Genomic DNA, 26,800 nt, shown 5'->3' with positions numbered 1-26,800 from the left:
CGTCAGGTCGTCGGGCTGCGCAGGTGCTCCTGGCAGCCCACCGCGTAGGCCTCGCGGAGCCAGGCGGCAAGTTCGCCGTCGACGTCGGATGCCTCGGTCACGCGCACCGTGTACAGATGTGTGTACGGAGACAGCGTTTCGATTCGTCGGAATCTGGGCGACTCAACCCGGCGCGTGAGCCAGAACTCCACATCGAGCCACTTGTTCGCGGGTTTGACCCCGGCGAACCGGACCCGAACCATAAAGGCGACACGGTCCCGGTACGGAACAAGCGTTACCGGGCCGATCGCCTCAACCGTCCGGCGAACCACCTCGAACAGCCGGTGGATGCTGGCTGGCCTGCCGCGGAACGGCTCGTCGAGGGTGTGCTGTGAGCAGGAATGGTTCATGTTCCGTGTGACAAACTGCCGTCCGCAAGAGGGGCAGGTCCACAAGGCGCGGCCAGTGCGCCGGCCCGGTGGCGGGATGTCCGCGCCCAGCACCTGGGCCACGAGCTGTTCAACGCGGCGCGCACGCGTCGACGGGGTCCGAGCGTCCTCGAGGAAACGCATCAGCTCCCGCCGCTGCGAAACGGGCAGCTGCCCCCAGTTGCCAGCCGCTCCTACAGTCGCGTCCAGGGCGGCAGCCAAATCTCCGGGCGGGATGACCTCGTCGGAGCCGAGCGCGTGAACGTCCACTGTGACCGCTTCCCCGACGCGCACGCCCGTTGCCGTCCGAAGGCCGCCGGAAAGATACAGGACGTGCTGGCCGGACCTGCCCGGCATCACCGTGGCGTTGAACTCCGCACCCCTGAGCGTGCCGGTCACCCTGATCCGGCCATGCTCCGCAAGCGGCAGCAGCTCAGCCACAGCTGCCGCCGGGACGTCCACGAATGGGTTGGAGCCCCGCAGCTGAACGTCGGCGGTGAAGCGAACCATAGGGTTATTATCGACCCGGCCGGTCGGCTCGAAAAGGAACCCTGAGGGATCGCGAAAAACCCGCCCACTGTCTGTAATCCGGAGAAGTTGCAGGCAAGCGGGCGGGTTGAACGCGGGCTATTCCTTGCCGAGTCCGGCGGCTGACGTCTTCTGCCCGGTCACCTCGTTCAGGGCCGTCAGGTCAAAGATGCCGTTGATGTCCGCCTGCTTGGTGGTACCGGCTTCCACGCCGTCCTTGAGCAGCTTGGGGTAGGTTCCGGCGAGCGGATCCACCGTGAAGACGATGTTCTTCAGGGACCGCTCGATCACGTCGGCCTTCAGTTCGGCGCCGGCCGCTTCCTTGAGGGCAGCGTTGATGACGCTGGCCTTCTCGGCGGCAGCCGCGCTGTTCAGCCAGTCAACGGACTTGGCGTGGCCTTTAAGGAGCGCCTTTACGGTGTCCGGGTGCTCGGCGGCGAACTTCTTGTTCACAATCAGGATGGTGGTGGGGAACTCGCCGGCCTTGCCGGAGAGTGAGCCGTCCCAGAGGTCCTTTTCGTCCACCAGGACCTTGGCCCCGGCCGTCAGCACCAGGCGGGAGGCCCAGGGCTCAGGCAGCCACGCGCCGTCGAGCTTTCCGTCCTGGAACAGTTTCAGCGTCTGGGCGTTTTCGGTGGGGTTGATGGCCACATCACCGCTGCCGTCAACGTTGGTTTTGTAGCCCTGCGAGCCCAGCCAGGCGCGGAGCGCCACGTCCTGCGTGCCGCCGAGCTGCGGCGAGGCGAGCGTCTTGCCCTTCAGGTCCGCGGCGGAGGTGATTTCCGGCTTGACCACCAGCTGCGCACCACCTGCGGCCGCGCCGGCAATGATGCTGATGGACTCCCCGCCGCTCTTGACGAACGAGTTGATGGCCGGGTTCGGGCCGATGTAGGTGGCGTCGATGGCGCCGGCGTTCAGGGCTTCGATCGCGGCTGGCCCGGCGTTGAAGACCTGTGTGCTGAGCTTGGTATCGCCCAGTTCTTTGGCGATGTGGCCCTGGCTGACACCCACCAGTGCGGGTGCGTGCGTTACGTTGCCGAAGTAGCCGAGTTTGAGCTCTGCTGCCGGGTTGCCGGCCGGTGCGGCAGAGGTCGCTGCGGAGGTGGCGGCGTTGTTGCCGGAGACGGCCGAGGCCACGGCCACGCCGCCGCCGACCAGCGCCAGAATGCCGGCCACGATGCCGATCTTCAGGCCCAGCGGACGCTTCGGAGCGGAAGCCTGGCCGGCCACGATGCGGGTGGCGGCCGGTTGGTTTTGCGGAGTGTTATCCGGGGGAGTTGTCACGGTATTTCCTTTGCTTGCGGACATGTTGAAGATGAGGTTACGGACGGCCCCCACGCCCCACAACGGCACCGGACACGGACGTTCACGCAACGACGTGCAGGCTCAACAGAACGTAGCGCGGCGTCAAAAAACGTCGTCGGGCGACTCCAAGAGGCCAGCCCCAGGGAGGAGGCTTCACGGCCCGGGAAGCCCGCCGCTCCACGTAGACTGGCAGGATGCGGCTGGTAGCAAGTGATATTGACGGAACGATTCTTGGGCACGACGGAAAGATCAGCGACCGCACAGTCCGGGCCTTCCATGCCTGCCGGGACGCTGGCATTGAGCTCGTTTTTGTCACCGGCCGCCCGCCGCGCTGGCTCCACCCGCTGGAGGAACAGCTTGGCCACACCGGCACGGTCATCTGCTCCAACGGCGCCGTGGTGTGGGACCTCGAAGCGGACCGGCTGGTTTCCGCCCGGACGCTGGGCATGGACGCTGTGCTGGAACTGCGGCGGATCATCAAGGAACTGCGCCCGGCCGCTCTCTTCGCCGCGGAAACGCTGAGCGGATTCCATCTCGAGCCCGGTTTCATCGAGAACGGTTCCAGCGAGCTGCTGGCCGAATTTACCCCCGCCCCGCTGGCCGAAACGCTCACCCCGGACGACGCCGTCGTGAAGTTCCTGGCGATTGTCAGGGATGGCACCGCGGACGACTTCCTGGCCGCGGTGCGGCCCGCCGTCGCCCATCTGGCGTCCGCCACGCACTCCGCGCCCACCGTGGCGATGCTGGAACTGTCCCTCCCCGGCGTCAACAAGGCCGTCACCCTGGCCGAATACGCCAACTCCCTGTCCATTGACGCGGCAGACGTCGTGGCGTTCGGGGACATGCCCAACGACGTCGAGATGCTGCGCTGGGCAGGCCACGGGTACGCCATGGCCAGCGGCCATCCGGACGCCATCAGCGCCGCCGGGCAGCAGGCACCCCACTTTGACGACGACGGCGTTGCCCAGATCCTCGAGGCCAGGCTCGCTGCGCTGGGGGTAGAGCTGTCCTGATCCCGGCGCCATAGCCGGAATTCACAGCTTCCGCTCACCTTCCGTTCACGTTTGCCACCTACCGTGGGCTACGGATACACATCCGCGGCTAAAGGGGAAGTCATGGCAAGGAACGGCAATCAACGCGCGGCCGAAGCGCCGCTGCGCCCGGCAGAGCCGGCTGCGCACTGGAAGGCACTGAAAGAGGGCGACCGCGTGCGCGTCCGCCGCGCCCCGGGATACGAAACGAGCGGGTTCGTGGACGCCATCACGTGGGACCACACCGCTGTGTGGGTGGATCTCGACGACGGCCATGGCCGCACGCTGCTGCACTGTAGTGACGGCGTGGAGATTGTGCCGCAGGACGCTTAGCCCAGGGGCTCCGGTACGCTCACAAGCGTGACTGAGCCGTTTTTTGATGCTTCCGGCGGTGCTGCCCGTCCTTCGCATCCCATCGCCATGGCCCACCGTGGATTCTCGCGGGAGGGGCTGGAGAACTCGATGGCCGCCTTCCGGGCCGCCGCCCAACTTGGCTATGAGTACCTCGAGACGGATGTGCACACCACCTCCGACGGCGTGCTGCTGCTCTTCCACGACGACACCCTGGACCGGGTCACTGACGGCCGTGGCCGGATTTCCGAGCTAACCGCCGCCGAGGTTTCCACCGCGCGGATCGGCGGGCGCGAGCCCGTGCCGCTCTTCGATGACCTGCTGATGGCCTTCCCGGCCGCCCGGCTGAACCTGGACGTCAAAGACTGGAACTCCGTGCAAAGCCTGGCCGCCGGCATCGAACGGCACGCCGCACATGACCGTGTCCTGGTGGCAAGTTTTTCGGACCGCCGACGCCGGGCGGTGCTGAAGCTGCTGAGCCGTCCGGTGGCGTCGTCGGCAGGGATGGTGACGAACGCGCTGTTCGTCCTGCTGGGCCCGGTACTTCCGGCCGCGTGGCTGCGCTATGTGCTGCGGGGCCCGTTGCGGGATGTCCAGGCGCTGCAGGTTCCGGTCCGGTACGGGGCCATCCGCGTGGTGACGCCTGCCTATGTCCGGCGGGCGCACGCCCTGGGCCTCGTGGTCCACGTGTGGACCATCAACAACCCTGCCGAGATGCACCGGTTGCTTGACCTGGGCGTGGACGGGATCGTGACGGACCGCGCGGATCTGCTGAAGCAGGTCCTGCAGGAGCGAGGCGAGTGGCAGGGCAGCTGACCCGGGTTGGAGCGTGTCGTTGTCGAGGGTACCGTTTTCGAACGTGCCGGTACCCGCTGTGCCGCCGCGCGGTCCCCGTCAGTCAGCGCCGCCGGGACCGTGGGCGTGATCGGCTGCGGCGGCGAGGCGGCGGAGCCCGTCGGGGTCAAGCGGCGTATTCCATGCCGCCCAATCCTTAGGCTGCACCGAGGGCCGGCCCAGCAGGTAGCCCTGGCCGGCGCTGAAGCCCAACTCGGTGAGGACCATCAGTTCCTCGGCGGTTTCAACACCTTCGGCCACCAGAATACTGCCGATCTGCTCCGCGAAGTCCACCAGGCAAGCGGCCAGGGCGTGCTGGGACGTATCCGTGTCCACGCCGCTGATCACGTTCCTGCCCAGCTTGATGAAGTCGGGCCGCAGATGGAGCATCCGGCTGAGGGCGCCCGCGCCGGGGTGTGAATCATCGATTGCAATGCGCAGCCCGCGTTCCCGGAGCGGCGTAATTGCGGAAACGAAATGCGAGTATTCCTCGTCCGGAATTCCGTCCGTCAATTCGAGCACAATGCGGTCTATTGGCAGCTCGATGTGGTCGAACAATTCGGGCAGCCGGGGATCCAGACATGACGTGGGGGAGATGTTCAGGGCGACATAGACGTGCGGGGGGAGTTTTGCGGCTGCGGCGGCTGCGGACGCGAGTGCCGAGAATTCCAGGTTGGCGCCCAATCCAACGGCGGCCGCCTCGGCGAACCAGAGTTCCGCGCTGGCGCCGTCGTCGCTGACAAAGCGCGACAACGCCTCTACGCCCACAACGGCCTTGGACTCGAGGCCGTAGATGGGCTGGAACGCGGTCATCAGCATCTGGTTTTCCAGTAGCGAGCTGATCCGCGACAGGCTGCGCAGGGAATCCAGCTGCTCGGCCACCTGTGGCGGCATGGCGCTGGGAGGCTGCGGGAAGCGCGCGGTGTCGGGCGTATCCGCGTCTGTGGTGTCCTGTTGCCGGCGTTCCAGAAGATATTCCAGCAGGGCCCGTTCCGGCATGCCGGGGTTTTCCCCCAAGCGGTTGCTAAGGCGCTGACGTATTGCCGCGCCGGCAGGATCGGAATCCGCCAAAACCGCCGCAATAACTCCCCAAGCTTGTACGCGAACCGTCATTAGCAACGCCCCCAGTTGACGAAGTAATGGCTCCTTGGCCCCTTTATTTTCAAATTTCCAGTTGCCTTCGGAATGCGCTACTTCTGATTAATGCCGATCTTCCTGGCCTCGAAGAATCGGATACCGCAACTTGATGGTATATCGGGATGATCCAAAAGCGCAGCCCCTAATCGATCAACCTCTATTACTTTCGGAAGAAGTTTCGGCCAGCAGCGCAGGAATCCGTTCGGGCGGGACGGGTTTGCTGAAGAAATAGCCCTGTGCGCTGAGGCACCCGAGGTTCCGGAGGTGCTCGGCCTGTTCCGCCGTTTCCACGCCTTCCCACACGGCTTCGAGCCCGCAGGCGCGCACCAGCTGCAGGACTGCAGCCACCAGTGCCGGCTGGCTGGGGTCTGTGCCCAGGCCCTCGATCAGGGACCGGTCCACTTTGACCCGGTCCACGGGGAGCCGGCGCAGGTAGCTGATGGAGGAGTATCCGGTACCGAAGTCGTCGATCTCGATCCCGACCCCCAGCCCGCGCAGCCCGCCCAGGGAATACCGGTCCAGGTCGTTGCCCCTGACGATGGCCGCTTCGGTCAGCTCCAGGACAACCTGCTCGGGACGGACGCCTGTCTCCTTGAGCACGGCGCGGACGTCCTCGATGAACTGCAGGCTCTGCAGATCCGTCGCGGAGATGTTGATCCGGACGGAAAACCGGCTGTCCACCAGGTCGGCATCAATCCAGGTGCGTAGCTGGCCTACAGCCGTGTTTAGCACCCACAGGCCCAATTCGGAGATCAGGCCGGCATCTTCTGCCAGCGGGATGAACTCGTCCGGCATGATGCGCCCGCGGGTGGGGTGGTCCCAGCGGATCAGGGCTTCCACCCCTTCAATGCGCCCGGTGCCCAGTTCAACCACGGGCTGGTAGTGCAGCACCAGGCCGTTGCCCTTGATGGCGGCCCGGAGATCCTCAAGGAGTTGGCTGCGGAGCCTCCGGATGAGCAGGAGCCCGGGTTCGAAGACGTGGAGCCGGTTCTGGCCCTCGGCTTTGGAGGCGTACATGGCCACATCGGCCTCCATCAGCAGGTCCTCGGCCCTCCGCCCGGCCGCCCCGACGCTGAGTCCTACGCTCGCCCCGCAGCGGACGGTCCGGTCAGGCAGGTCAATGGGTTCTTTGATGGCGGCCAGGATGCGCTGGCCTACGACGGCGGCCTGGTCGGCGCCCGTGGCCGGCATAACGATGGCGAACTCGTCCCCGCCCAGCCGGGCAACCACGTCGCTGGTACGGACGGCGCTGCGGATGCGTTGCGCCACGGTGATCAGGACCTGATCGCCGGCAGTGTGGCCGAGGGTGTCGTTGATGGATTTGAAGGCGTCAAGGTCAAGGAGGAGGATGACGGGCTGGCTGAGGGGATCGCCGTCGTGGTCCTGGGCGGACTTCAGCGCGGACAGAAGCGCTGAGCGGTTCGCGAGGCCGGTGAGGGGATCCTGCATGGCCATCATCTGCATTTCGCGGTGGGCTTCGTGCAGCAGCTGTGTGCGGACCTCAACGCGCTGCTCAAGCTCTTCGTAGATGATCTGAAGGTCCTCGGCCAGGAGGTTGGTGCCCATGATGATGGCGTCGAGCTCGTCCCGGGCCGGCGATACTTCTATCCGCGACTGGAGGTCTCCGGAGGCGAGCCTGACGATGCCATCGAGCAGCTGGGAGAGCCTGGGGTCATCGTCAGCGAACATCTGGTGCCTCCTTTCCGGGTTCAGGTTCCGTGGGACGCGTGGGCTCCAAGGCGGAGGTTCACGGTGACAGTGGTGCCAACGCCCAGCTCCGAGGTTACGTCAATGCGGCCGCCGTGGCGTTGGACGATGTCCTGCGTGATGGCGAGCCCAAGTCCGGTGCCCGGAACCGCCCCGGACATCGCGTTCGAGGCGCGGTAGAAGCGGGTGAAGATGTGGGCTATCTCGTCGCTGGAGATCCCTATCCCGCTGTCCGAGACGCTGACCGTCGCCCAGCGGGTGCCGTCTGCATCTGCCCGCGTCAGGCTGACGACATCGATCTGTCCGCCGCCTGGGGTGAACTTGATGGCATTGGAGACCAGATTCGTGAAAACCTGCTGCAGCTGAACCTCATCGGCAAGGATTTCCTGATCCTCCGAGGCTTGAGCCATCACAATGGCGACGTTCTGCACTTTCGCGAGCGGCCTGAGCGCAGCGGTGACGATCTCCAGAGTCCGAGCCAGCCGGACAGGGGTCAGGTGCAGCGGGCTTTGTTCATGCCCGTTGCGGGAAACGCTCAGCATGTCTTCGATCAGCAACCGCAGCCGTTCCGTGTTCCTGACCACGATGTCCAGCATCTGGTGGACCTCGCTGGACACGGGATCGGACGTATTCTCCTGGATCATGTCCAGGTACGCCATGATCGATGTCAGCGGCGTGCGGAGCTCATGGTTGACGGTGGCCAGGAAGTCGGTTTTGGCTTTGTCCAGCTGCTGGAGCTGCTTGACCACCTGCTGCTGGCTGGTGATCAGGTGGCTTTGGATCAGGCCGTGGGCGGTATTGCCGGCCACGTGCTGGATCAGTGCCAGCTCGGCCCGCGACCATTCCCTGGGCGAGTTAAGCAGGGCGATCCAAATAATTCCCAGGGACGTGCTGCCGTCCCCCATCGGGACGGCCACGAATGCGGCGGCGCGCAGTTTCGCGAGTTCGGCCGGCAGTTGGACGTCGCCGGTGCCCAGCGGTGCGAACGCTCCGTCCGCCGTCAGTGCCTCAGCCCGCGACCACAGTGCGTCAGCCGTCCTGCGCACCGGGTCTTCGTCCGTGAACAATCCTTCGGGCAGCGGAGCCAGGCCGGGCCGCTGCCACTGGGCGGTGATGGGTGGCACCCTGTCGTCGTCGAATGTGGTCAGCCAGACGCGGTCCGCGCCGAACGTCTCGCCGAACCCCCTGACCACAAAGTCGGCGATCTGTTGCGGATGGTTGGTTCCGCGGACCGCCGCGGATACCTGCCGCAGCCTTTCGCGGAGCGTCTCCGCTTCCTGCCGCGCTTCATTCCGGCGGGAGACCAGGTTGATCAGGGCTGTGGCGCGGTGGACGAGTTCCTTGGCAGCAGGCGGCTTGGCGATGGAGTCCCGTACGCCGGCATGCTCCACTGACTTGACCTCTGCCGGACTGTCGAGATCCACGAGGACCAGCACAGGGGCGGTCGCGTCGACGTCGGAGAGTGAACTGTCCAGGATCAGGACGGAGGGCTCGCGCTCGTCCAGAAGCGCCGACAGACTGGCCGCGTCGCCGCCAGTTTTGACCGTGAAGCCCGCCGCCTCCAGGGCCGCCGTGGTGAATTCCCGGCGCCCGGCGTCGGGGTCCGCAACGACAGCCAGGTATGGCACGGTTGCGAAATGTGGTGTGACCGCTGGCAAACCTGCCCCCTTCGCTCCTGAGTGAGCACCTGCTTGCTCCTGACTGAGTACATTGTAGGGTGACGGAGCACACCTGTTCCTATAAGAATGCGCGGAGGGTAATCGTGACAAGTCAGCCTGAAGAAGCAGCCAAGGCGGACCTGACGCTGGATGAACAGGGTGTTATCCAGCTGAAGTGGCCGCGGGGCGTGTCCATCGCGGAATCCGACGCCCAGGCCGCCATGCAAAACGTGAACGACCTGTGCGGGGCCCGCCGCCATCCCATGCTGGTGGATATGGCCACCACGGCCCAGGTCAGCCGGGGAGCCCGTGCCGTTTTTGGCCGCCCCTGCCAGGCTTCCCGCATTGCGCTGCTGGGGGCGTCGCCCGTGGACAAAGTACTGGCCAACTTCATCCTGGGCATCAACAAACTGCCCTGCCCCACCCGGTTCTTTACGTCCCGCGACGACGCCATGGCCTGGCTGCTGAAGGAGCCCGCGGCCACCGCCTGAACGGACCAGCCCGGCCAAACCGCCGCAGCCTGTTTGACGTCCTATATTTGTACGGTGTCCTCCCCAGCGAAACCGGTGCTCGCCGCCTTGCGGAAGTACTTGATCCTGCCCAAACTGATCAGGCTGTCCTGGTCGGCTCCGAAAAACAGGACCATGGCCTGGGACAGGTATTGGGCCGGAATCGCCAGGACGGGCGCCCGGAGTGACGTGCTGTGGGACTCCGGCACGGATCATGAGCTGCTGGGCTACCGGGACGTCCTGCAGCGGCACTTCGATCCCAGCCTTCCCGTGGTGGATGTGGGGTGCGGGCACGGCGCCTTCAGCCGCGCGCTGACAGCGTTTTCACCCCAGGTCCTGGGTGTTGACGTCTCTGCGAACGCGGTGGCCCGTGCCCGTGACGAATCGGCGGGCGTTGAGGGTGTCAGCTACCTGGCGCGTGACATGACCGAGCCAGGGGCGGCTTCCGGGCTGGTGGGATCAACGGATGCCAACGTCTTTGTCCGCGGTGTGCTGCACGTCCTGACCCCGGCCGACCAGGCCGCGCTGATGGAAAATCTGAGGCAGCTCGTGGGCGCCCGCGGCACAGTCTTCCTGGCGGAGACTAACTTCCAGGGCAACCCGGTGGAGTACGTCGCGCATCTGGGTGCGTCGCTGCGGAGCATCCCGGCCCCGCTGGAGCTCGCGATCCGGACACTGCCCATGCCGGGCCACTTCGGACCGCAGGAGCTCGCCCGTGTGATGCCCAGGGACCGGTGGACGCTGGTGGAGGACGGGGCCGCGACCATCGAGACCAACCCGCTGATGGACGCCGGGGGGAACAGCCGCATACCGGGTTACTTTGCGGTGCTCAAGGCTAAGGATCCCGACGCCGGCCGGTAGGGGGCGTCCCGTGCTGTCCGCATGTCGGATTGGGCAAGCGCTTTCCCGGACGCGGCTGGCATGATGGACGGCATGCGCATTCTCATCGCTCCGGACAAGTTCAAGGGCTCGCTCACCGCCGCGGAGGCCGCCGCCGCCATCGCCGAAGGTGCGCTGCGCGTCTACCCGGACGCCGTCGCCAACCAGTTTCCCATCGCCGACGGCGGTGAAGGAACCCTGGAGGCTGCCGTTTCGGCCGGCTACGAGGAGCGGCTCAACGCCGTCGTGGGTCCCATCCTCGCCCCCGTGGGCGCCGCCTGGGCCATCCGGAAGAACGCCGACGACGGTGCTACCGCCGTCATCGAGACGGCGCAGGCCTCCGGCCTGGCCGAGATGGAGCCCACCCCCGCCAACGCCCTGCGGGCCCACAGCTACGGCTGCGGACAGCTGATCGCCGCGGCCCTCGACGCTGGAGCCACCGAGATTGTGCTGGGCCTGGGCGGATCGGCCATGACCGACGGCGGCAGCGGCGCCCTGCGTGCGCTGGGACTCAAGCCGCTGGACGCCGCCGGCAACGTTGTTCCGCTGGGCGGCGGATCACTCGCCGACGTTGCAGCCCTCGACACCACCGGACTGGACCCGCGCCTGTCCGCCGCCTCGTTCAGGATCGCCGTGGACGTCCAGAACCCTCTCTATGGCCCCACAGGCGCGGCCCACGTCTTCGGGGCCCAGAAGGGCGCCGACGACGAGGCAATGGAACAGCTCGACGCCGGTCTCCGCAACTGGGCGTCCGTACTCCGGGAGGCCACTGGCCGGGACGTCAACATCCCGGGAGCCGGGGCGGCGGGCGGCTTCCCGGCGTCGTTCCTTGCCTTCACCAACGCCCGGCTGGAAGGCGGGTTCGCGCTCGTCGCCGGGCTCACCGGCCTCGCAAGCCAGCTGGACAACGCCGACCTGGTGATCACCGGCGAGGGTTCCATGGACTCGCAGTCGCTGACCGGCAAGGCCCCCATCGCGCTCGCCGACGCAGCCCGGGAACGCGGGATCCCGGTGATCGTGGTGGCGGGGCGGATCCTGGTGACGCCCGAGGACCTCGCGGCGCACGGCGTGGTAGCCGCCGCGCAGCTGCTGGATGTCGCGGCCAGCCCGGAAGACGCCGTCGCCAACGCGGCAAAATACGTGGCCTGGGCTACCAGCCAGGTTCTGGAAGGCGCCTGAAGCCAGCCCCGGCGGCAAGCGCCCCCGGCGGCGCTGGGCTTACTGCCTGGGCTGCGGCTGCCTGGGCGCGCGCCGCTCAGGCCCCGGTCTCGTAATGCGGCTCGGCCACCGGCTTGGACTCGGGTGAGCCCTTTTCGCGGAGGTAGACGGAGGCGCCCACCAGGACCGCCACGGCGAGGAATTCGCTTTGCCAGTTCTGGAAGGACTCGAACCAGAACCGGCTGGTGGCCAAGTACTGGAACAGGGTGACGGTGGGCTGGCCGTGGGTTTGCTGCTCCTCGTTGTAGGCCGACGTTCCGCCGGCGGCGTGCAGGCTGAACGAGGCAACAAACAGCAGCAGCAGGAGTATGGACAGGGAGTGCTCATACAGCTTCAGCACCAGGCCGCCGCGCTTCACCGGCCACGGCGTGGCCTTGCTGATGGTGGCATCGCGCGGATCCTGGTCCTGCGGCGCAGCCTTGCCCACGGGCTTGGATTCGGAGGACCCCTTCTGGAAAAGGAACACGGTCAGGATCACGTACATGGCCATCTGCAGGAACTCGGATTCCCAGTTTTCAAACGTGGCCTCCACAAAATTGCCCGTAGACAGGTACTCCAGAACCGTGACTCCCGGCTGCCCGTGGGCCGCCTGGTCCTCGCTGTACGCGGCAGCTCCGGAGAGGATCATGCCAACAAAAAACGCCAGGAAAAGTCCGGCGTTGGCGAGCAGAAGCCCGTGTTCCTTGGCCCACGTGCGCATGTGCACTCCTTCGAACGAATCCCCCGCAGCTTGCTGACCTGGCTATTGTTCGGCTGCGCGTTTATTGAGCCGCAGCGGGACGTAGACCAGCAGCACCAGAAGGACCGCCAGCAGGATTCCGCCGGCGGTCAGGCCGGCGGTGCGGCCCGCTGTCACGTCGAAGACCAGGGCGGCTGTCCCGACACTGAGCATCCCCACGCCGGCCAGGGCAATTTTGGTAATGGTGTCTGCGCTGGAGACCAGGGTTTCCTTGAGCCTTTGGCGGAAGAGCCGGCGGTGGACGCTGACGGGCAGCAGGATAAAGGCGGTGGTCAGCGTCGCGATCACCACGTTGACGAGGTAGAGGCCCACCTGGAAAACGTCCAGGTCCTCGAACCGCTGCTGGAACGGCAGCGTCAGCAGAAAACCGGCCAGGATCTGGACCCCGGTCTGCAGCACCCGGAGTTCCTGCAGCAACTCAGCCCAGTTCCGGTCAAGCTGCTCCTCGCGGGTTTCATTCCGGCCGGTGCTGCCGGTGAAGTCCTCCCCATCCGACATGTTTCTCCTTGCTCCGGGGCTAGGCGTGTGCTCCAAAACTAGGCTGAAGTTGCGCCAAGGGCAACGTTTGATAAGTTTACTGATTATTTGCCGATTCAAATGATGAGGGCACGTCAGATTCACATCCACAACAAGGAGGAACCATGAGTCAGGACAACCAGCGCACGGAACCGGACGAGGAAGTGGGCGGCTACGGCACGCCGACGCCGGAACAGGAGCTGGGCGGCGCGGAGACCAATGATCCCGGGTTCGAGCCGGGCGAACCGCCCGTCCCGCGCGACGCCGACGTGCCCTCCGCGGAGGCGGAGATCAACGACGCCAACGCCGATTCGCAGGGTTCTGGACCCTTCTCGTCGGAATCGGGACAGGATGCTGCCGGCCTGCCGGACGGCAGCGGAACCGACCGCGCCAAGAACAAATCACCGAACGACGACGGCGACGAAAGTTTCGACGCCGGGTAAGCACTGTTCTGTGCCCGGACTGCGGTTTTTATGTGGCTGGACCACGCCCTGGGGGCCTTCGCCGGACGTATCCTAGAAGCAGGTTTTGCAGTGGGCCACGCGTTTCGAACCTAGGCGTGGAACATGGCCGCGGAGACACCGGGGGAGCCGGGCTGGGAATCGCTTCCCGACCCCCAGGATGTGGTGTTCGACAGCACGGATGTTGAAGACTTCCTTGCTGCGGTTACCCGCGAGTTCATGCGCGACATCGATGGCGATTCCCGCGGGATCAGCTGGGCTGTCACCTTCTTCCGCCCCGGATCGGCCCGAACCGCCGCAGCCGGCACTCCCGCGGCCCGCGCCGCAGACGAAGAACAGTGCTCGTTTGCAGACGGACCCGTGCTTGAGGCCGTGCGCACGGGGAATTTTGTGCACCTGGCCGACGTCGCCCGCGACCGGCGATGGCCGGGCTATGCCAGTGCTGCCGCGGACCACGGCGTCAGGTCGCTGCTGTCAATGCCGATTGCGGCCGCCGCCGGTTGGAGCGCCGCACTGAGCCTCTACGCTTCCACTCCCCACGCCTTCACCAGCGAGGACATCATCAGGACGCGCCGGTATGCGCGGCAGGTGGCCCGGTCGCTGTGGATGGTGGTGCGGGTGGCGGAGCGGGCCGAAGCCGGCGCGCAACTGGCCGTAGCCCAAAGCTCCATGGTGCTTATGGACCTGGCAGTGAGCACCCTCAAATCCGATTACGGACTCGGCCATGAGGCGGCCCTGCAGTACCTCCGGACCGTCGCGCGGCACACCCGCCAGGGGCTTCGTGAGACCGCCTTGAATATTGTGGCTGCCTCGCGCCCGGACCCCGCCGGACGTGACCAGGAAAACGCCCCTTTCCGGGGACTCGCTGGAATTGAAACCTCCTCCCTCAGCGAGGGACCCTACAAAACAGGGAGCACGGCATGAACGTCTGGAAACAGGACATTGCAGCCAAGAAAACCGCTGTGGAACCGGCGCCCCACCCGTGGCACCGCTTCGTGGCACTGGGCGATTCCTTTACCGAGGGCATCGGAGATCCCGAGCCGCGCAGCGAGGGTGGTTTTCGCGGCTGGGCGGACCGTGTGGCCGAGGAGCTCAGTGCGAACCAGCCTGATTTCGCCTACGCCAACCTTGCCGTCCGGGGCCTGCTGGTACAGCAGATCCTCGACCACCAGCTTGCCGCGGCGGTCGCCCTGAAACCTGATCTGGTCACGCTCTCCGCCGGCGGTAACGACATTGTTTTCCGGCGCAGCGATCCTGACCGGCTCGCAGAAAAAATCGACGACGGTGTGGCACAACTGGCAAGGTCCGGCGCCACCGTGGTCCTCTTTGCCGGGCCGGATTGGGGTGCGACGCCAGTCTTCAGCCAGATCCGCGGCAAAGTGGCGATCTTCAATGAGAACCTCCACGCGGTGGCGGCCCGCCATGACGCGGTCATGGTTGACCTGTGGTTCCTGCGCGAACTGTCGAACCCGGGCATGTGGGATCCGGACCGGCTGCACTTCTCACCACTGGGGCACCACACCATCGCCGCGGCCGTGCTGAAGGCCCTGGGTGTCCCGCACACGCTGGAGCCCCTGGCGCCCAAGCCGCCGCTGCCCCGCGGCTGGAAGGAAGCCAGGACCGAGGACCTCATCTGGGCACGGGAATACCTGGTTCCGTGGGTGATCCGGCAACTGAAGCACCCCGCAGCCGGGGAGCTGACCGCCAAGCGTCCCGAGCCGCGGCCAGTCTTCGGCATCGGAACCCCGTCCGGACCATTCATCGGCGGCGGTCACGCGGCCTGACGCAACAGCCGGACGCAGGTGCGGACGGGTCAGCGCTTCTTCTGCGCGCGTTTCGCTGCTGCGTTGACGGCTGCCTTGACGGCGGGAGGCAGGCCCGCCTGCTCCGCTTCCGGTTCAGCCACCGAGCCGCGGACCTTCGCGATGGCTTTCATGCCGTGGTAAATCACCAGGGCGGCGGCCGAGCCGAGGGCGATGCCCGTGAATGTCAGTTCCCCGATGGTCCACGTGTAGTCGGCAATGCCGATGATCAGGGCGACGGCGGCGGTGGTCAGGTTCACGGGGTTGGAGAAGTTCACCTTGTTCTGCACCCAGATCTTGACACCCAGGATGCCGATCATGCCGTAGAGCATGGTGGCCGCTCCGCCCAGCACGCCCGGCGGGACCGTGGCAATGAGTTCGCCGAATTTCGGCGAGAAGCTCAGCACAATGGCGAAGACGCCGGCAACCCAGTACGCCGCCGTCGAATACACCTTGGTGGCCGCCATAACGCCGATGTTCTCCGCGTACGTGGTGGTGCCGGAGCCGCCGCCGATACCGGCGAGGACCGTGGCGGCACCGTCGGCCATTAGCGCGCGGCCGGAGACGCCGTCGAGGTTCTGGCCGGTCATGGCCGCCACGGACTTCACGTGCCCGATGTTTTCGGCCACGAGGACCAGTACCACGGGGACAAAGAGGCCAAGCACGCCCACGTGGAACTCGGGGGTCTGGAAGTGCGGGAGGCCGATCCAGGCGGCGGCTTCCATTTTTTCGTAACTCACTTCGCCGCGCAGCATGGCCACGAGGTAGCCCACCACCACGCCCACGAGGATGCTGAGCCGGCCGACGATTCCGCGGAAAAGAACGCTGACCAGGATGATGGTGGCCAGCGTAATGACGGCGGTGACGGGGGCGGCGTCGAAGTTCATTTTCGCCGCGGGGGCCAGGTTCAGGCCGATCAGTGCCACGATGGCGCCTGTGACGATGGGCGGCATCAGCCGGTTGATCCAGCCCGCGCCGAACTTTTGCACGATCGCGCCGATCAGGGCCAGGGCGACGCCGGCGAGCACCACTCCGCCCAGCGCGCCGGGCACGCCGAACTGCTGCTGGGACGCCATGATTGGCGCGATGAACGCGAAGCTGGAGCCGAGGTAGCTGGGAACGCGACCCTTGGTGATCACCAGGAACAGCAGCGTTCCGATGCCGGAGAAGAAGAGGGTGGTAGCCGGCGGCATGCCGGTGATGATGGGCACCAGGAAGGTGGCTCCGAACATGGCTACGACATGCTGCATGCCCACACCGATGGTCAGGGGCCAGGCCAGCCGCTCATCCGGAGCAACCACGTGGCCGGGCTTAATCGATTTGCCGGTGCCGTGGAGCTTCCATTTCATTCCGAGCATGCTCATGGTCGGGGCCTTTCAAGGGGGTTGCCGCTGGGGCTGGGATCTTCCGGTGCAACAATACCGCGCGGCCCGGTCCGGGTCAGCAAGTGCTGTCGAGTGCCTTCCGCGCGATCCTCAATACTTCCCAGGCCAGCTCATTGCTGGGCGCGTACGGGGTGAGGTTTAGCGGTCCAGGTGGATACGCCAGATTAATGGTCAACTGGCGCCTGGCGTCCGGGGTTGTCAGGGCCATCGTTCCGTATCCTGCCGTGTCGCCCGGGTGGCCGTAGTAGAAGCCGCCTTCGCAGGCGTCGCCCCACCGCTCGAGGCCCAGCCCGTAGCCCTCGGGCGCCAGCAGCATCTCTTTGACGGTGGCCGGCTTCAGGAGCCGCCCGTCCATGAGGGCAGCGTAGAACGTGTTCAGGTCGCCAACGGTCGAGACCAAGCCGGCCGCGGTGTCGCCGATGAGCCCGGCCAGGTACGTCGTGTCGACGCGAACGCCGTCGATGGTGATGTAGCCGTGGACCATGGTTGCGGGTGCCGGGCCGGGTCCGGTCAGGTGGGTGCCGGTCAGCTTGAGGGGTTCGATAGTGTCTGACCGGAGGACCTCGGCGATGGGCTGGCCGCGAAGGCGCTGCACCATGAGGCCAAGGGCAATGTAGTTCGCGTTGGCGTACTGCATGCCACCGCCGGGAGTCAGCACCCACGGCACGCTGGCTGTCAGGGCAAGAATTTCTTCAGCCGTGATGGGCTGCGTCAGCGCCTGCTGCAGCGTGCGCGACGTCAACTGCGGGTCGTGATAGTTGGGCATGCCGCTCGTGTGCCGCAGGAGATGCTCCACCGTGACAGGGCCTGGCGGCTTCATCAGGCTGTCGAATTCGGGGAGGTGCCTCCCCACCGGATCCTGGAGCCGGATGATGCCTTCCTCCACCAGTTTCAGGACCGAAACGGCCACCATGGATTTGGTGACGCTGGCGACGTGGACCGGGTCGGTGACCTCGGCCGGCGCCGACGTTTCAAGGCTGCGGACGCCGCCTGCCGACGAAAATGTCTCGCCGTCGATCCGCGCCTCGATCAGGACTGCCGTGGCTCCGAGGTCCAGCATCCGTTTGCTGAATTCCGCCAGGATGGTCCGGTATGTCACGGTCGCCCGGGTGACCTGCACAGGCGCCGGCGGCGCCGCTGTGCAGCCCGTCAGCACTACTGCCACGATGGCGGCCAGAACGGCGGAGAACCGGACCGGTGATGGGCGCTTCCGAGGCTCCGACATGTCTTCACGTCCCTGCTGGGGTCGGGCGGCGCAGGAGCACGATCAGGCAGGCTGCGCCTTTACCGCCCATGTTCCTCAGGCTTTCTGGAGGGGTCAAGCCGCAATCCCGGCTCCGCTGTGCGGAACGTCACCTGCCGTATTGGGAAGATTGCGGGCGTGCTTGAAGTTACAACTATGGAAAGCAGACCGCCGGCCCATCATTTTCGATGAGCGGGCCCAGCGAAAGGTACGCCATGACTATTGCCCACGAAGAAGCGGTTATCGATTCGGCCGCCGTCGACGCCATTTTTGCCGAGGCCCGCACGGCCAACTCCTTCACCGGCGAGGTGACCGAGGACCAGGCCCGCGCCATCTACGAACTCACCAAGTTCGGCCCCACGGCATTCAACTCCCAGCCCCTCCGCGTGACCTACGTCCGCTCGGACGAGGCCCGCGCCACGCTCGTTGACACCCTGGCCAACGGAAACAAGGCCAAGACCGCCTCCGCGCCGCTGGTTGCAGTCCTCAGCTACGACACCGCCTGGGCCGAGCAGTGGGACAACTTCCTCCCCGAATACAACGCTCCGAAGGCTATGTACGACGCCGCCCCGGACCTGGCTGCGTCCACCGGCAACAACAACGCCCACCTGCAGGCCGGCTACTTCATCCTGGCCGTCCGGTCCCTCGGCCTCGCCGCGGGCCCGATGACCGGAGCCGACTTCGGCGCCATCGACGCCGCGTTCTTCCCGGCCGGCGACCAGAAAAGCTTCCTGGTGGTCAACATCGGCCAGGCCGGCGCAGACGCCTGGGGCGCAGTGAAGCCCAAGTTCAGCTACGAGGACGTTGTCCGCACCGTCTAACGCTGTCTCACTAGTCCGAAAATGGAGGGGACGTGACCGCGGTCGGTGCGCACTGTGGTGCACTCCGTCGTGGTCTGGCGGGTGTTGGTGTTGGTATGAAGACGGGGTAGGGTCAGGCTGCGGGTGCGAGGGTGACGGTGTAGCCGAGGGCTTCGAGCTGGCGGATGTGGCCTCGTTTTCTGCTCTCGGGGTCGGTGCGGCGGCTGAAGTAGTCGGGGCCGAGGTCGTTGAACCGGGCGTCCGGGTCTTGGAGCAGGTGCCAGATGATCACGAGGATGGAACGTCCGGTGGCGACGATAGCGCGTTTCTTGCCCCGCCGCCGCGCGATCCTCTGGTGGCGTTCGCCCAGAAAGGTGTGAGTTTTGCTGGCCCCGACGGCGGCCTCGCCCAGGACCCGGGCGAGATAGCGGTTGCCGTGTCCGGTCGAGCCGTTTCCCTTGGTCTTCCCCGCGGAGGAGTTGATGCCCGGGGAGAACTTCGCCCAGGAACACAGGTGCCCCGCGGTCGGGAACCGGGTCATGTCTACCCCGATTTCGGCGATAATAGCGGCAGCAGCGACGGGGCCGATGCCCGGGATCTCATCCAGGCGTTCCGCTGCCGCCGCGAAAGGGGCCAACTGCCCCTCGATCTGTTCATCGACCGCGGCGATATCGGCATCGATGCCGTCGATCCTTGCCAGCATCCGGGCCAGCAGGAAGGCGTGGTGGTCATCAAATTGGCCGGTGAAGGCCTCCTCAAGTTCGCTGATCTTCCCCCGCATCCGGGTCCGGGCCAGCTGCGCGAGCCTACTCGGGTTCCGTTCGCCGGCGATGAGCGCTGCCATCATTTCCCGCCCGGACACCCCGAAAATATCCGAAGCGACGACGGAGAGCTTGATGCACGCGTCCTCGAGGAGTTTTTCGACCCGGTTCTTCTCCGCGGTCCGGGTTCCGACCAGATCAGCGCGGTACCGGGTCAGGTCCCGCAGCCGGCGGATCGGGGCAGGCGGGACGAAACTGGGCCGCAGCATCTGCCGCTCGGCGACCTTGCACAGCCACACGGAATCGAGCACGTCCGTCTTCGGCCGGCCCGGCAGATGCTTCACGTCGCGGGCGTTGACCAGCCACGGCTCGAGCCCGTGCGCCTCCAGGAGGTAAAACACCGGCTTCCAATAGTCCGAAGTCGCCTCCATCACGACCCGCTCGATCCGGAGGTCCACGAGATGGTTGGCCAGCTCCATCAACGACCGCGTCATCGTGGAGTGCGTGGACACCTCCTGCAACCGTTTCCTCCGGTCCCCTTCCGCGGGGACCCGGACACAACACACGAGTTCGGCCTTGCCAATGTCGATCGCGGCGACTCTGGCAATGATCTGATCCTCATCCTGGGTTTCAGCCAGCATGGCTACTGCTCATCTCCTCACAGAGCGGAACTTCTGATTATCGAAGCGGCCGCCCGCGGGGATCACCGGGAAAAATCGGAATCTAGTCCTCGTTCTCGGTAAAAGGAAACAGTGAAGGGCCCACGGCGTGATCCCCGGCGCCCGGCTTAATGACGGACTGAAAGAACCATAGTGACTACGGCGTCGGCAGGCGACCACAGGCACATTTTCAGCCCGGAACGGGCGCCCCGCAAGGGGCATACAGGCTTAATGCGGCTTTAACACCGACGCTCTCTCACTTTCTTGAGGAAAGTGAGAGAGCGTCGGTCATTTAAGCGCATCTAGTGAGAGAGCGTTCGCTTTTGCCTGCGCAGGTTAGGCGATGACGCCGTCCACCAGCGCCTTGGCTTCCGCCTGGACCTGCTTGAGGTGCTCCTCGCCCTTGAAGGACTCGGCGTAGATCTTGTAGACGTCCTCGGTCCCGGACGGGCGCGCGGCGAACCAGGCGTTCTCCGTGACCACCTTGAGCCCGCCGATCGACGCGCCGTTGCCGGGCGCCTCGGTCAGCTTGGCGGTGATGGTTTCGCCGGCCAGTTCAGTTGCGGTGACGTCCGACGGCGAGAGCTTGCCGAGTGCCGCCTTCTGCTCCCGCGTGGCTGCTGCATCAATGCGCGCGTAGACGGGGGCGCCGAACTGGTCGGTCAGGCCCTTGTACAGCTGTGACGGGGACTTGCCCGTGACGGCGGTGATTTCCGAGGCCAGCAGCGCAAGCAGGATGCCGTCCTTGTCCGTGGTCCAGACGCTGCCGTCCAGCTTGTTGAAGGAGGCGCCGGCAGATTCCTCGCCGCCGAACGCGCCTTCGCCGGACAGCAGTCCCGGCACAAACCACTTGAAGCCCACAGGGACCTCAACCAGTTTGCGGCCCAGGCTTTCCGCCACACGGTCGATGATGGAGGACGAAACCAGGGTCTTGCCCACCACCGAGTCGGGGTTCCAGCCGCTGCGGTTGCGGTAGAGGTAATCGATGGCGACGGCGAGGTAATGGTTCGGGTTCATCAGGCCACCGTCGGGGGTCACTATGCCGTGCCGGTCGGCGTCGGCGTCGTTTCCGGTGGCGACGTCGAACGCGGCCGAACTGCCGCCGTCGGACATCCTGTTGATCAGGGAAGCCATAGCGAACGGCGAGGAGCAGTCCATCCGGATCTTCTCGTCCCAGTCCAGGGTCATGAACGCCCACTGGGGATCCACGGTGGGGTTCACCACGGTCAGGTCCAGGTGGTGGCGCTCGCCGATCTCGCCCCAGTAATCCACGGCGGCACCGCCCATGGGGTCGGCACCGATGCGGACACCGGCCTCGCGGATGGCGTCCAGGTTCAGCACGGACGGGAGGTCGTCAACGTAGCTGCTGAGGAAATCAAACTTGCCGGTGCTGTCCGCGGCGAGGGCGTCGGAGACGGGGATGCGCTTCACGCCCCGCAGGTCGTTTTCGAGGAGTTCGTTGGCGCGGTTGGCGATCCAGCCCGTGGCGTCGGAATCGGCCGGGCCGCCGTGCGGAGGGTTGTACTTGAAGCCGCCGTCTCCGGGCGGGTTGTGGCTGGGCGTGACCACAATGCCGTCTGCTTCCGGAGTGCCGGGCTGGCGGTTGTTGTTGTATGTGAGGATGGCGTGGCTCAATGCCGGTGTGGGGGTGTAGCCGTGCCGCGCGTCGATCAGCACGTGTACGCCGTTGGCTGCGAGAACCTCCAGGGCGGAGTTCTGCGCCGGCTCGCTGAGGGCGTGGGTGTCCTTCGCCAGGAAAAGCGGGCCGGTGATGCCCTGCCCGGCGCGGTATTCCACGATTGCCTGCGTGATCGCGACGATATGTTTTTCGTTGAACGACGCCTTGAGGCTCGAGCCGCGGTGCCCGGAAGTGCCGAACGCCACGCGCTGGCCGGGATCACCCAGATCCGGCGTGATGTCGTAATACGCGTCGAGGAGCGCAGTGATGTCAACAAGGTCCTGGGGTTGGGCAACTGTGCCCGCGCGGCTAGCCATGGCACCAGCATGCCAGACGTGGGCTGGAGTCAAAACGCGCGGTCCATAATCCGGTCCCTATGACGCGGAAAAGTCCCCGCCGGACGCTTGGCAGCAAGTAGTTAAGGCAAGTACTGGGCCCAAAAGTACCTATATACCGGCTCCCCGCGGCGCTGCTACGTTCGGAAAAACTCAGGAAAGAATGCCCGACGGCGGGGAGCGCCGCCGTCGGGCTCTGCAGTAAGTGTCTGGCACTGCAGTAAGTCGCACACTGCAGTGAGTTGGCATGCGGGAGCCAGGGGGTAGGTCATGGGGGCAGGAGACGGCGCGGCCGAGCAGTCGAGGCTTGCTGCCGAACGCGTGCAGCGGCTGAAACGCCAACTCGATCAGGCTGAACGCGCCACGAAGTCGTGGGACGCCGGAGCCGTGGGCGAGCGGCTCGTGGCGGACAGCCTGAGCGGGCTCATTCCGCACGGCTGGTACCTGCTGAACGATGTCCGCTGGCCCGGGCGGCCCAAAGCCATCCTTGACCATGTGCTGGTGGGTCCCGGCGGAGTGGTGGTGGTCGATGCCAAGAACTGGACCGGGGAGGTCCGGGTCTCCGCCGGTGTCCTGTGGCAGGGCCGTTTTGCCAGGACGCAGTCCGTGGACGGGGCACTGGCGCAGTGCGCCGCCGTTGCGTCCGTGCTGGCGCCGCCCCACCGGCGGTTCGTCCGCCCGTTGATCTGCCTCACCGGGCAGCCGGACCTCTTCGGCATCACCAATTCAGACGTCGCCGTGGCAGGGGCAGACCGCGTTGTTGCTGCCGTCTTGGCGCTGCCCCCGGTGCTGGACGAGCAGACGGTGGTGGGCCTGTATGCGCACCTCGGCGAGCAGCTCACGCAGGAATCTGCGGCGGAAAGTCCTGCGGTGAACTCGCTGTCCGTGAAGCCGCTGTCCGTGAAGCCGCTGACCGTGAAGTCACCGACCGTAGAGCCGGCGGGCGGAGGGCCGCCGGTGGCTGGGCCGCCGCGGTCCGGGCAGACAGGGGGCCGTAGCGGGCCCCGGCAGCCCGCCTATGGCACCCGCCGTGGGGCGGGCAGCGGCGGCTCGGGACGCGCCAGGAAGTCGAAGGCGCAGCACGACGCGGCCAGTGGAATGACCCGGTTGATGTTCCTGGCTGCCTTTGTGGTTTTTGCTGTCTACGTGCTGCCGTATTGGGGGCGGTAGGACTGGATGAGGGCGGCTGTAGGCCTGTAATGCAGGCGGCGGTAGGCTGGGAAGCGAAGACTTCGAATGGGGAAAATCATGACTGACCAGCCAACTCCGCGCCCTGATTCGCAAGGGTCCGGTGCGGGACCCGGCGATTCGCCGGCAGGCTACGAGCCGCCGCAGTTTGTGCCGCCCCAGGGCCCAAGCATTCCGGCGCCGCCGCCGTATGACCAGAACCCGTACGGCCAGAATCAGTTTGGCCAGGACCAGTACAGCCAGAACCAGTACGGCCAGCCAGGCCAGTACAACCAACCCGGCGCCTACGGCCAGCCTGGCAGTCCGTACGGCGCGACGTATGGCCAGCCTGCAAGCCCTTACGGCCAGGGTGCCAGCCCTTATGGCCAGGCGGCGTACGGGCAGCCCGCCTACTACGGCATGCCCGCCCAGCAGCCACAGGGCCTGAGCATCGCCAGCATGGTCCTCGGGATTTCCTCGGTCATCCTTGGCTGGCTGATGATTCCGCAGATCGCCGCAATCATCACCGGCCATCTGGCCCTCCGCCGTGAACCCTCTGGCAAGGGCATGTCCATCACCGGGCTGGTCCTGGGCTACCTTTGCCTGCTGGGTTACGGGGCGTTCTGGCTGCTCCTCATCATCGGGCTGACGTACAGCTCCACCTACGGCTACTGAGCCCCCGGTCGCAGCTGACCCCGGCTAAGAGACGCTGCGCAGCGGAAAGGCCCCCGTCAGGGGGCCTTTCTTCAGGTGGGCCTGACTCGCAAAATCAGACTCTCTCGCGCCTGCGCTCAGCGGCCGGTTCCTGGGCTTCGTGGGTCCTCCGGCGACGCGGGAAGGCCCAGAAGGTGAAGTCCTGGGCCGTGTAATGCGGCTCCGGACGGTCCGGCGGTGTTTCCTGGCGCGCTTCGGGTTTCCGGTCGGATTCCTTCTTGGCACGCCACCCGAAATCCTCCATCGATGAATAGCACATCACAGACCTCCTCATAATGACTGCCCCTTAATCGTCCTCCGGATCGGCCCCCGAGTCGACACCCTGGAGCAGTTCAAACGGCCATCAGAAGCCGAGTTGCGCCGCCACCTGGAGCAGGAGCAGTTCCGATCCCGCCGGCCCTACAAGCTGGATCCCCATCGGGAGGCCATGCGCGGGTTGCCCGCCGGTCCAGTGCACAGGAATCGTGATGGCAGGCAGGCCGCAGACATTCACCATGGAGGACCACGGGGCGAATTCGCACTGCCGGCGGTAGTCGCCGTCGGCATCCCCGGGCCATTCCGCAGCCGGCCACGGTTCGTCACCGTGCGTTGCCCCGGTAAACCAGCCCACAGGGCGGGGCGTCTGCGCCAGGGACGGCATCAGCATCAGGTCCCAGCCGCCGTACTGCGTGATGGTGTCGCGCTCGAATTGCCGGAGCAGCGCCAGCGATTCATTGAGCTTGGCGGCGCTGCGCTGCTGGGCCCGGCGCCTGAACGTACGGGTCAGCGGGGCCAGAAGCGCTTCGCGGTGCGGGCTGATCCGGGCAGTTCCGACGGCGGCGGTCCACGCGGTGGTGAAGGCGTCCGCGTAGCGGTTGTCGTAGCGGATGGCGGCTTCGCTGACGGCGTGCCCGGCATGCTCCAGCATTTCGGTGCCCGCCTGCAGCGCGGCCAAGGCTTCGGGTTCGGGCGTGAACGGAAACGTGGCGAACCAGGGGCTGTCCAGGGTCAGGCCTATGCGCAGCGGGCGCGGTTCGTGTGCCACAGCGTCGAGATAACTGCTGTCACGGGACGGTGCCAGAGCATCCATCAGCAGGGCCGAGTCGGCTGCGCTGCGGGCCAGGGGCCCCCCCACCACCAGGCGGGCGGGGTCGCCTGAACTCTCGCCCGACGGCACCACGCCGCGGCCGGGTTTGAGTCCCACGAGGCCGCAGGCGGCGGCCGGGATGCGGACGGAACCGCCGCCGTCGGTCCCTGGCGCGAACGGAAGCAGGCCAGCGGCCACCGCGGCAGCGCTGCCCCCGGAGGAGCCGCCCGAACTCCGGCTCGGGGCATGGGGATTGCGCGACGGCGGTGCGATGCGGTTTTCGCTGTACGCCGTCAGTCCAAACTCCGGAACCTGCGTCTTGCCCAGTGAGACCACGCCAGCGGCTTTGAGCGCAGAGGCTAACGCGCCATCGGCGGGTGCCCGTTTGTGGTCAAGTGCAGCGCTTCCGTGGGTGGTCACCACGCCGGCGACGTCGGTCAGGTCCTTGAATGCCACCGGCATGCCGTGCAGGAGCGGCAGGCCGTCCGCGCTGCCTCCGGAGTCCCGCGCGGAGTCGTTCCCGGAGTCTTTTCGGAGCTGGACGAACCGGGCATCGGCGGCGGCTGCGTCGGCCATCGCCTGATCTGCCGTGACCGTGACAAAGGCGCCCAGCAACGGGTTCTGCTCCGCGATCCGGGCCAGGAAATGGGCTGTGGCTTCCCGCGCTGAAAGCTCTCCCGCGCGGAGCGCATCCCGGAGCTGAACGGCCGGCAGGTCGTGGATGTCAGCCAAGGAAGCGAGGCTCCTGGCGCCTCTCGGAAGCGGTGGTTCCATCCGCTCCACCGGCTTCCGCGGTGACGATGTAAGCGCCCTTGCCCCGTACCTCGGCAACCGCTTCCACAAGTTCCGTGCCGTGGTAGACCAGCCCCACGCCGTCGTCCGTGCAGTGCGTTTCCCCCAGTATTCCGTCAGCCACGAGCCGGTGCACCAGCGGGCGCCGCCTTTCCTCTGAGTCGTAATGGACGCCATTGGCGTACGGGAGGAAGGCCAAGCCATTGGTCACTGCACGCAGCTCCGGCCCAAACGAATCAGTGGTGCCGCCCTGGTACCAGCAGATTGATCCGGCCGAAACCCCCGCCAGCACAACTCCGTGCTGCCACACGCGGTGGAGAATGCCGTCCAGCCCGTGGGCACGCCAGACGGCAAGCAGGTTCACCACGGAGCCGCCGTTCACCCACACCACGTCCTGTTCCAGCAGATGCGCCTCCGGGTCTGCGTGGTTTGGCATGGTGAAGAGGTTGAGGTGGCTGAAGTCGAAGCCCGCCAGCCACGCGGCCTCATCCATTTCCGCATTGAACCCGCGCTGATCCCCGGCGGCCGTACCCACGTGGGTGACCCGCGGCGGCCGTCCGCTGGCTCCGGAAAGCTCGACGGCGTAGTGCAGCAGGCGGTCAAACTCCAAGCGTGTTCGAACACCTTGCCTGTAGCCTCCAGACGTGGCCAAAATGGTGGGCTGCTCAGCGGGCAAGGATCCTCCTACGGGTCTTCAACAGCGTAACTTGTCCCTGGTTTCGGGAGCGGCGCGATCGGCTGGCGCTAGGCTGGAAGGAGACCCGTGATTCTCCGAAAGAGGACTCCCATGAGCGATTTTGATACCGTGCCCGTCAACGACGTCCCAGCCGACGCCGTGATTCTGGATGTCCGCGAAGGCTACGAATGGGTTGCCGGACACGCTGAGGACGCTGTGCACATTCCCCTGGACCAGCTTCCGGCGCGGCTTGACGAACTGGACCCGGACCAGGACGTCTATGTCATCTGCCGCACTGGCGGACGGTCCTTCCGCGCCGCGCAATGGCTCACCGGACAGGGCTATACAGCCATCAACGTGGCCGGCGGAATGGACCAGTGGCTCGAGTCCGGCAAGCCACTCGTGTCCGACAACGGCCTCAAGCCGCTCATTCTGTAGTTCA

At 66.2% G+C, this 26,800-nt stretch carries 27 protein-coding genes; 13 read left to right on the top strand and 14 right to left on the bottom strand.

Annotation, left to right across the window (positions count from 1 at the left end; genetic code table 11):
* Positions 1-2 precede the first annotated feature (2 nt).
* Entirely contained in the window at positions 3-917 is a 915-nt protein-coding gene (locus tag AU252_RS09165) for a DUF1905 domain-containing protein (protein ID WP_058930442.1), read from the bottom strand.
* 117 nt (positions 918-1,034) lie between these two features.
* On the bottom strand, positions 1,035-2,243 hold the full coding sequence (locus tag AU252_RS09160) for an ABC transporter substrate-binding protein (protein WP_058932853.1): 1,209 nt from the start codon (positions 2,241-2,243) through the stop codon (positions 1,035-1,037).
* Positions 2,244-2,434: 191 nt separating this feature from the next.
* Between AU252_RS09160 and AU252_RS09155 the strand changes: the two genes are divergently transcribed.
* From AU252_RS09155 to AU252_RS09145, 3 genes are all read left to right on the top strand, one after another.
* On the top strand, positions 2,435-3,253 hold the full coding sequence (locus tag AU252_RS09155) for a Cof-type HAD-IIB family hydrolase (protein WP_058930441.1): 819 nt from the start codon (positions 2,435-2,437) through the stop codon (positions 3,251-3,253).
* Positions 3,254-3,355: 102 nt separating this feature from the next.
* Positions 3,356-3,604 (top strand): hypothetical protein, encoded by a 249-nt coding sequence (locus AU252_RS09150; protein ID WP_056347627.1) that lies wholly within the window; start codon positions 3,356-3,358, stop codon positions 3,602-3,604.
* 27 nt (positions 3,605-3,631) lie between these two features.
* Entirely contained in the window at positions 3,632-4,438 is an 807-nt protein-coding gene (locus AU252_RS09145) for a glycerophosphodiester phosphodiesterase (protein WP_058930440.1), read from the top strand.
* 78 nt (positions 4,439-4,516) lie between these two features.
* Here the strand turns inward: AU252_RS09145 and AU252_RS09140 are convergent, their stop codons facing one another.
* The 3 genes from AU252_RS09140 to AU252_RS09130 all read right to left on the bottom strand — a co-directional run bounded on the left by AU252_RS09140 (position 4,517) and on the right by AU252_RS09130 (position 8,928).
* Complete coding sequence (locus AU252_RS09140; RefSeq protein ID WP_240484357.1) at positions 4,517-5,473, bottom strand: EAL domain-containing protein; 957 nt, start codon at positions 5,471-5,473, stop codon at positions 4,517-4,519.
* A 270-nt stretch (positions 5,474-5,743) separates the two neighbouring features.
* Positions 5,744-7,282, bottom strand: a complete 1,539-nt coding sequence (locus tag AU252_RS09135) for a putative bifunctional diguanylate cyclase/phosphodiesterase (protein WP_056347634.1) — start codon at positions 7,280-7,282, stop codon at positions 5,744-5,746.
* A 20-nt stretch (positions 7,283-7,302) separates the two neighbouring features.
* On the bottom strand, positions 7,303-8,928 hold the full coding sequence (locus AU252_RS09130) for a sensor histidine kinase (protein ID WP_240484356.1): 1,626 nt from the start codon (positions 8,926-8,928) through the stop codon (positions 7,303-7,305).
* A 134-nt stretch (positions 8,929-9,062) separates the two neighbouring features.
* Between AU252_RS09130 and AU252_RS09125 the strand changes: the two genes are divergently transcribed.
* The 3 genes from AU252_RS09125 to AU252_RS09115 all read left to right on the top strand — a co-directional run bounded on the left by AU252_RS09125 (position 9,063) and on the right by AU252_RS09115 (position 11,525).
* Positions 9,063-9,449: an STAS/SEC14 domain-containing protein gene (locus tag AU252_RS09125; RefSeq protein WP_058930437.1), complete on the top strand. Its 387-nt coding sequence runs from the start codon at positions 9,063-9,065 to the stop codon at positions 9,447-9,449.
* Positions 9,450-9,524: 75 nt separating this feature from the next.
* Positions 9,525-10,328: a class I SAM-dependent methyltransferase gene (locus AU252_RS09120; protein WP_058930436.1), complete on the top strand. Its 804-nt coding sequence runs from the start codon at positions 9,525-9,527 to the stop codon at positions 10,326-10,328.
* Positions 10,329-10,400: 72 nt separating this feature from the next.
* Entirely contained in the window at positions 10,401-11,525 is a 1,125-nt protein-coding gene (locus tag AU252_RS09115; protein WP_058932852.1) for a glycerate kinase, read from the top strand.
* Between the two features lie 76 nt (positions 11,526-11,601).
* On the opposite strand, the gene AU252_RS09110 is transcribed toward AU252_RS09115, so the two are convergent.
* Positions 11,602-12,264, bottom strand: a complete 663-nt coding sequence (locus tag AU252_RS09110) for a DUF6766 family protein (RefSeq protein WP_058930435.1) — start codon at positions 12,262-12,264, stop codon at positions 11,602-11,604.
* 42 nt (positions 12,265-12,306) lie between these two features.
* The gene (locus AU252_RS09105) at positions 12,307-12,801 is read right to left on the bottom strand and encodes a DUF6328 family protein (protein WP_058930434.1); all 495 of its coding nucleotides are present in this window, start codon (positions 12,799-12,801) and stop codon (positions 12,307-12,309) included.
* Positions 12,802-12,944: 143 nt separating this feature from the next.
* On the opposite strand from AU252_RS09105, the gene AU252_RS09100 reads away from it, so the two are divergent.
* From AU252_RS09100 to AU252_RS09090, 3 genes are all read left to right on the top strand, one after another.
* On the top strand, positions 12,945-13,262 hold the full coding sequence (locus tag AU252_RS09100) for a hypothetical protein (protein WP_058930433.1): 318 nt from the start codon (positions 12,945-12,947) through the stop codon (positions 13,260-13,262).
* A 123-nt stretch (positions 13,263-13,385) separates the two neighbouring features.
* A complete protein-coding gene (locus AU252_RS09095) occupies positions 13,386-14,204 on the top strand; it encodes a GAF domain-containing protein (RefSeq protein ID WP_058930432.1) in 819 nt (272 codons plus the stop codon).
* The gene (locus AU252_RS09090) at positions 14,201-15,064 is read left to right on the top strand and encodes an SGNH/GDSL hydrolase family protein (RefSeq protein WP_058930431.1); all 864 of its coding nucleotides are present in this window, start codon (positions 14,201-14,203) and stop codon (positions 15,062-15,064) included. The genes AU252_RS09095 and AU252_RS09090 overlap by 4 nt, the downstream gene beginning before the upstream one ends.
* Positions 15,065-15,093: 29 nt before the next feature.
* Here AU252_RS09090 and AU252_RS09085 read toward each other — a convergent pair whose 3' ends face one another.
* Together AU252_RS09085 and AU252_RS09080 are read right to left on the bottom strand one after the other, a co-directional pair.
* Positions 15,094-16,446 (bottom strand): uracil-xanthine permease family protein, encoded by a 1,353-nt coding sequence (locus AU252_RS09085; RefSeq protein ID WP_058930430.1) that lies wholly within the window; start codon positions 16,444-16,446, stop codon positions 15,094-15,096.
* A 76-nt stretch (positions 16,447-16,522) separates the two neighbouring features.
* Positions 16,523-17,692: a serine hydrolase domain-containing protein gene (locus AU252_RS09080; protein WP_058930429.1), complete on the bottom strand. Its 1,170-nt coding sequence runs from the start codon at positions 17,690-17,692 to the stop codon at positions 16,523-16,525.
* A gap of 233 nt (positions 17,693-17,925) precedes the next feature.
* On the opposite strand from AU252_RS09080, the gene AU252_RS09075 reads away from it, so the two are divergent.
* Complete coding sequence (locus tag AU252_RS09075; RefSeq protein WP_058932851.1) at positions 17,926-18,531, top strand: malonic semialdehyde reductase; 606 nt, start codon at positions 17,926-17,928, stop codon at positions 18,529-18,531.
* Positions 18,532-18,643: 112 nt separating this feature from the next.
* Here the strand turns inward: AU252_RS09075 and AU252_RS09070 are convergent, their stop codons facing one another.
* Together AU252_RS09070 and pgm are read right to left on the bottom strand one after the other, a co-directional pair.
* A complete protein-coding gene (locus AU252_RS09070) occupies positions 18,644-19,912 on the bottom strand; it encodes an IS110 family transposase (protein WP_058930130.1) in 1,269 nt (422 codons plus the stop codon).
* Positions 19,913-20,266: 354 nt separating this feature from the next.
* A complete protein-coding gene (gene pgm, locus AU252_RS09065) occupies positions 20,267-21,925 on the bottom strand; it encodes a phosphoglucomutase (alpha-D-glucose-1,6-bisphosphate-dependent) (RefSeq protein ID WP_058930428.1) in 1,659 nt (552 codons plus the stop codon).
* Positions 21,926-22,213: 288 nt separating this feature from the next.
* Here pgm and AU252_RS09060 point away from each other — a divergent pair, with 288 nt between their 5' ends.
* Together AU252_RS09060 and AU252_RS09055 are read left to right on the top strand one after the other, a co-directional pair.
* A complete protein-coding gene (locus tag AU252_RS09060; protein ID WP_058930427.1) occupies positions 22,214-23,113 on the top strand; it encodes a nuclease-related domain-containing protein in 900 nt (299 codons plus the stop codon).
* A gap of 78 nt (positions 23,114-23,191) precedes the next feature.
* On the top strand, positions 23,192-23,785 hold the full coding sequence (locus AU252_RS09055) for a DUF4190 domain-containing protein (protein WP_058932850.1): 594 nt from the start codon (positions 23,192-23,194) through the stop codon (positions 23,783-23,785).
* A gap of 94 nt (positions 23,786-23,879) precedes the next feature.
* Here the strand turns inward: AU252_RS09055 and AU252_RS09050 are convergent, their stop codons facing one another.
* The 3 genes from AU252_RS09050 to AU252_RS09040 all read right to left on the bottom strand — a co-directional run bounded on the left by AU252_RS09050 (position 23,880) and on the right by AU252_RS09040 (position 26,358).
* On the bottom strand, positions 23,880-24,083 hold the full coding sequence (locus tag AU252_RS09050; RefSeq protein WP_058930426.1) for a hypothetical protein: 204 nt from the start codon (positions 24,081-24,083) through the stop codon (positions 23,880-23,882).
* 84 nt (positions 24,084-24,167) lie between these two features.
* Positions 24,168-25,622, bottom strand: a complete 1,455-nt coding sequence (locus AU252_RS09045; RefSeq protein WP_058930425.1) for an amidase — start codon at positions 25,620-25,622, stop codon at positions 24,168-24,170.
* Positions 25,615-26,358 (bottom strand): peptidase E, encoded by a 744-nt coding sequence (locus AU252_RS09040; protein ID WP_058930424.1) that lies wholly within the window; start codon positions 26,356-26,358, stop codon positions 25,615-25,617. Before AU252_RS09040 ends, AU252_RS09045 begins: the two co-directional genes overlap by 8 nt.
* Positions 26,359-26,469: 111 nt before the next feature.
* Between AU252_RS09040 and AU252_RS09035 the strand changes: the two genes are divergently transcribed.
* On the top strand, positions 26,470-26,796 hold the full coding sequence (locus tag AU252_RS09035; protein ID WP_058930423.1) for a rhodanese-like domain-containing protein: 327 nt from the start codon (positions 26,470-26,472) through the stop codon (positions 26,794-26,796).
* The last annotated feature ends 4 nt before the right edge of the window (positions 26,797-26,800 follow it).

The sequence above is a fragment of the Pseudarthrobacter sulfonivorans genome (assembly GCF_001484605.1).
Taxonomy (GTDB): domain Bacteria; phylum Actinomycetota; class Actinomycetes; order Actinomycetales; family Micrococcaceae; genus Arthrobacter; species Arthrobacter sulfonivorans_A.
The sequence above is the reverse complement of the archived record's forward strand: the minus strand, read 5'-3'. Positions and strand labels throughout refer to the sequence as shown.

Bases quoted from the DNA above. Each gene is read 5' to 3' on its own strand.
- AU252_RS09115 (WP_058932852.1), top strand. From the start codon at position 10,401: ATGCGCATTCTCATCGCTCCGGACAAGTTCAAGGGCTCGCTCACCGCC.
- AU252_RS09090 (WP_058930431.1), top strand. From the start codon at position 14,201: ATGAACGTCTGGAAACAGGACATTGCAGCCAAGAAAACCGCTGTGGAA.
- AU252_RS09070 (WP_058930130.1), bottom strand. From the start codon at position 19,912: ATGCTGGCTGAAACCCAGGATGAGGATCAGATCATTGCCAGAGTCGCC.
- AU252_RS09150 (WP_056347627.1), top strand. From the start codon at position 3,356: ATGGCAAGGAACGGCAATCAACGCGCGGCCGAAGCGCCGCTGCGCCCG.
- AU252_RS09055 (WP_058932850.1), top strand. From the start codon at position 23,192: ATGACTGACCAGCCAACTCCGCGCCCTGATTCGCAAGGGTCCGGTGCG.
- AU252_RS09160 (WP_058932853.1), bottom strand. From the start codon at position 2,243: ATGTCCGCAAGCAAAGGAAATACCGTGACAACTCCCCCGGATAACACT.
- AU252_RS09085 (WP_058930430.1), bottom strand. From the start codon at position 16,446: ATGAGCATGCTCGGAATGAAATGGAAGCTCCACGGCACCGGCAAATCG.
- AU252_RS09155 (WP_058930441.1), top strand. From the start codon at position 2,435: ATGCGGCTGGTAGCAAGTGATATTGACGGAACGATTCTTGGGCACGAC.
- AU252_RS09035 (WP_058930423.1), top strand. From the start codon at position 26,470: ATGAGCGATTTTGATACCGTGCCCGTCAACGACGTCCCAGCCGACGCC.
- AU252_RS09105 (WP_058930434.1), bottom strand. From the start codon at position 12,801: ATGTCGGATGGGGAGGACTTCACCGGCAGCACCGGCCGGAATGAAACC.
- AU252_RS09165 (WP_058930442.1), bottom strand. From the start codon at position 917: ATGGTTCGCTTCACCGCCGACGTTCAGCTGCGGGGCTCCAACCCATTC.
- AU252_RS09060 (WP_058930427.1), top strand. From the start codon at position 22,214: ATGGGGGCAGGAGACGGCGCGGCCGAGCAGTCGAGGCTTGCTGCCGAA.
- AU252_RS09135 (WP_056347634.1), bottom strand. From the start codon at position 7,282: ATGTTCGCTGACGATGACCCCAGGCTCTCCCAGCTGCTCGATGGCATC.
- AU252_RS09100 (WP_058930433.1), top strand. From the start codon at position 12,945: ATGAGTCAGGACAACCAGCGCACGGAACCGGACGAGGAAGTGGGCGGC.
- AU252_RS09080 (WP_058930429.1), bottom strand. From the start codon at position 17,692: ATGTCGGAGCCTCGGAAGCGCCCATCACCGGTCCGGTTCTCCGCCGTT.
- pgm (WP_058930428.1), bottom strand. From the start codon at position 21,925: ATGGCTAGCCGCGCGGGCACAGTTGCCCAACCCCAGGACCTTGTTGAC.
- AU252_RS09075 (WP_058932851.1), top strand. From the start codon at position 17,926: ATGACTATTGCCCACGAAGAAGCGGTTATCGATTCGGCCGCCGTCGAC.
- AU252_RS09110 (WP_058930435.1), bottom strand. From the start codon at position 12,264: ATGCGCACGTGGGCCAAGGAACACGGGCTTCTGCTCGCCAACGCCGGA.
- AU252_RS09095 (WP_058930432.1), top strand. From the start codon at position 13,386: ATGGCCGCGGAGACACCGGGGGAGCCGGGCTGGGAATCGCTTCCCGAC.
- AU252_RS09050 (WP_058930426.1), bottom strand. From the start codon at position 24,083: ATGTGCTATTCATCGATGGAGGATTTCGGGTGGCGTGCCAAGAAGGAA.